The following is a 2,651-nucleotide window of genomic DNA, read 5'->3' as shown; positions in this document are numbered from 1 at the left end:
CCGCAACAAGTGCGGAGCACATCGCGTTGCGTTTCACAAACCATAACCGTTCATCCTGAGCTTGTCGAAGGACCTTTTGGTTTAGCGTGGTATAGGAAATATTCGCAAGAGACCCCCGCCTTCGCGGGGGTTGACGCTTCGGAACGCTGCGCATTCCGTGGCGCGTCAAAATCCATGCCATACATTGGGTAGATGAACAGGCAGACGTCTTGGTGCAACCAATATCACGTCGATGCGGGCGTCTTCGCCTTTTTTGCAATATTGCGGATAGAGTATTTCAACCGCATCGGCGACGCGCTGGAGGCGTTTCAGATCGATCGCCTGCTCCAGATCCTCCAGCTTCGTCCGCGCCTTGACCTCGACAAAGGCTACCAGTCCGCCGCGCTTGGCGACCAGATCGACCTCGCCGCGCGGTGTCCGCACCCGTTCGGCCAATATCCGCCAGCCTTTCAGGCGCAGGAACCGGGCCGCGGTCTTTTCGGCCTGACGGCCGCGCTTCTCCGCAGCCTCGCGTTTCATTTTAGGGGTGCCGTTTGTGCTGAGCCTGTCGAAGCACCTCTCGCGGGGAAGCGCCCTTCGACAGGCTCAGGGCGAACGGGGTGGGGTCGAGCAGCGTTCATTTTTCCGATTTCCAGCGGTTGGCCAGATCATAGAGTGCCTTGCGATCGGTGTTGAAGCTGCGCGCGACCTCGCCCGCCGCCTTCGAGGCCGGAAGCCGGACCAATGCTTCGCGAAGCGCTGCCTCGATGTCCGCTTCGCTGGCTGCTTCCGGTGCGCCCGGGGGGCCGATGATCACGACGATCTCGCCTTTCGGTTTTTCCGAAGCATAGCGCTCTGCCAGATCGCTCAGCGTGCCAGCCACCGCTTCCTCGAAACGCTTGGTGATTTCGCGGACCACCGCCGCCTTGCGATCCCCGAGCACAGCCAATGAGTCGGCCAGCATCGCGCCCAGACGGGAGCCGTTTTCGTAAAATATCAGACTGGCGTTGAGCGTCTTCAGCGCCGTGAGCGATTCGGTCCGCGCCTTGGTCTTGCTGGGCAGGAAGCCTTCGAACAGAAACCGGTCGCTGGGCAGACCGGACAGGGTCAGGGCGGCGATCGCCGCGCTGGGACCGGGAATCGTCGTGACATAGAGTCCCGCAGCCTGCGCATCGCGGACCAGCTTGTAACCGGGGTCCGAGATTAGCGGCGTTCCCGCATCGCTGACCAGTGCGACAATTTTACATCTCACCGCATCCAAAATGGCTTCGCGATCGGCCGCCGACTTATGGTCATTATAAACCATCATCTTTGACTTTTTATCAATATGATTCAGTAGTTTACCGGTCACTCTTGTGTCTTCTACCAATATGATATCGGCGACGGTGAGGGTTTCTTCAGCGCGGCGCGACAAATCTCCGAGGTTGCCGATCGGGGTGGCGACGATATAGAGACCGGGTTGGGCAGGAGCAGACATATGACGGTCATGGCAGACAAAATGCATCAAGGACAAGATCAAACGAGAAGGCGCCGCTTTTTGAAGTGGGCGGGCGTTTCGGCGTTCGTCTTTCTCGCCGGTTGTGAAACAGTGGTCCCGCGCGGTGCAGAACCGCCGCCGGTCGCTACCCCGACCCCGCCGCCGGTGACTTCGGGCTTGCCCGACGACCAGAAACATCACCGCATCGCCTTGCTGGTGCCACTGTCCGGCAAAAATGCCGGGGTCGGCCAGTCGCTGGCCAATGCCACGACCATGGCGCTGCTCGACACCAAGGCGGACAATATCCGCATGACCAGCTATGACACCGCCAAAGGGGTGACCGCAGCGGCGCAAAGCGCGATCCGCGATGGCAACAAACTGATCATCGGTCCGCTGCTCAGCGACAATGTCGTGGCGACCGCCAATATCGCCCGACCGGCGGGCGTCCCGATCCTGAGCTTCTCTAACGACACCGGCGCGGCTGGCAATAATGTCTACATATTGGGACATATCCCGTCGCAGTCGATCGAGCGGGTCGTCGACTATGCAAAATCCAAGGGCATGACGCGCTTTGCGGCTATGGTGCCCAACGGTGTTTACGGACAGCGTGCTTCATCGACCCTGTTGCGCCGGGTGAAGGATGTTGGCGGCACGGTGGTATCGATCCAAACGTTCAATCGTGATTCCAGATCAATCGAGGCCGCATCCAAGAAACTCTCCGAAAATGGCGATTTCGAGGCGGTCCTGCTTGCCGACAATGGCGATATGGCAATCAAGGCAGCCCCCTATATTCGCAGCAATGCCAGCGAAACGGCGAGAATCCTTGGCACAGACCTGTGGAATACGAGCAGCAATCTGGCCGGTGCGCCATCGATCCGCGGCGCCTGGTTCGCCAGCGTTTCCGATAGCCTGTACCGGCAATATGCCGACAAATATCGCGCCCGCTATGGCAAGGCGCCGTTCCGGCTGTCGAGCCTCGGCTATGATTCGGTGTTGCTGACGGTCAAAGTGGCGCGCAACTGGAAAGTGGGATCGCCCTTTCCGATCAACCAGCTCACCGACCCCGGCGGATTCATCGGACTGGACGGTGTTTTCCGGTTCAAGTCCGACGGCGTGTCGGAGCGTGCGCTGGAAGTGCAGGAAATACGCACCGGCAGCTTTGCCGTGGTTGATCCTGCGCCCAAGGGATTTCGAT

Annotated in this window: 3 protein-coding genes; 1 reads left to right on the top strand and 2 read right to left on the bottom strand. The window is 59.8% G+C overall.

What is annotated here, in order from left to right:
* Positions 1 to 165: 165 nt before the first annotated feature.
* Both WBM93_RS10325 and rsmI read right to left on the bottom strand, forming a co-directional pair.
* Complete coding sequence (locus WBM93_RS10325; RefSeq protein WP_424431560.1) at positions 166 to 519, bottom strand: YraN family protein; 354 nt, start codon at positions 517 to 519, stop codon at positions 166 to 168.
* A gap of 97 nt (positions 520 to 616) precedes the next feature.
* Positions 617 to 1,456: a 16S rRNA (cytidine(1402)-2'-O)-methyltransferase gene (gene rsmI, locus WBM93_RS10320; RefSeq protein ID WP_424431558.1), complete on the bottom strand. Its 840-nt coding sequence runs from the start codon at positions 1,454 to 1,456 to the stop codon at positions 617 to 619.
* Positions 1,457 to 1,516: 60 nt separating this feature from the next.
* On the opposite strand from rsmI, the gene WBM93_RS10315 reads away from it, so the two are divergent.
* Positions 1,517 to 2,651: penicillin-binding protein activator (locus WBM93_RS10315; protein ID WP_424431556.1), on the top strand; the 1,135-nt coding region annotated here is incomplete at its 3' end.

Source organism: Parasphingorhabdus sp. (assembly GCF_049667325.1).
Taxonomy (GTDB): Bacteria; Pseudomonadota; Alphaproteobacteria; order Sphingomonadales; family Sphingomonadaceae; genus Parasphingorhabdus.
The sequence above is the reverse complement of the archived record's forward strand: the minus strand, read 5'-3'. Positions and strand labels throughout refer to the sequence as shown.

What these genes read in the sequence shown, in the direction of transcription:
- WBM93_RS10325 (WP_424431560.1), bottom strand. Translation starts at nt 519, where the DNA reads ATGAAACGCGAGGCTGCGGAGAAGCGCGGCCGTCAGGCCGAAAAGACC.
- rsmI (WP_424431558.1), bottom strand. Translation starts at nt 1,456, where the DNA reads ATGTCTGCTCCTGCCCAACCCGGTCTCTATATCGTCGCCACCCCGATC.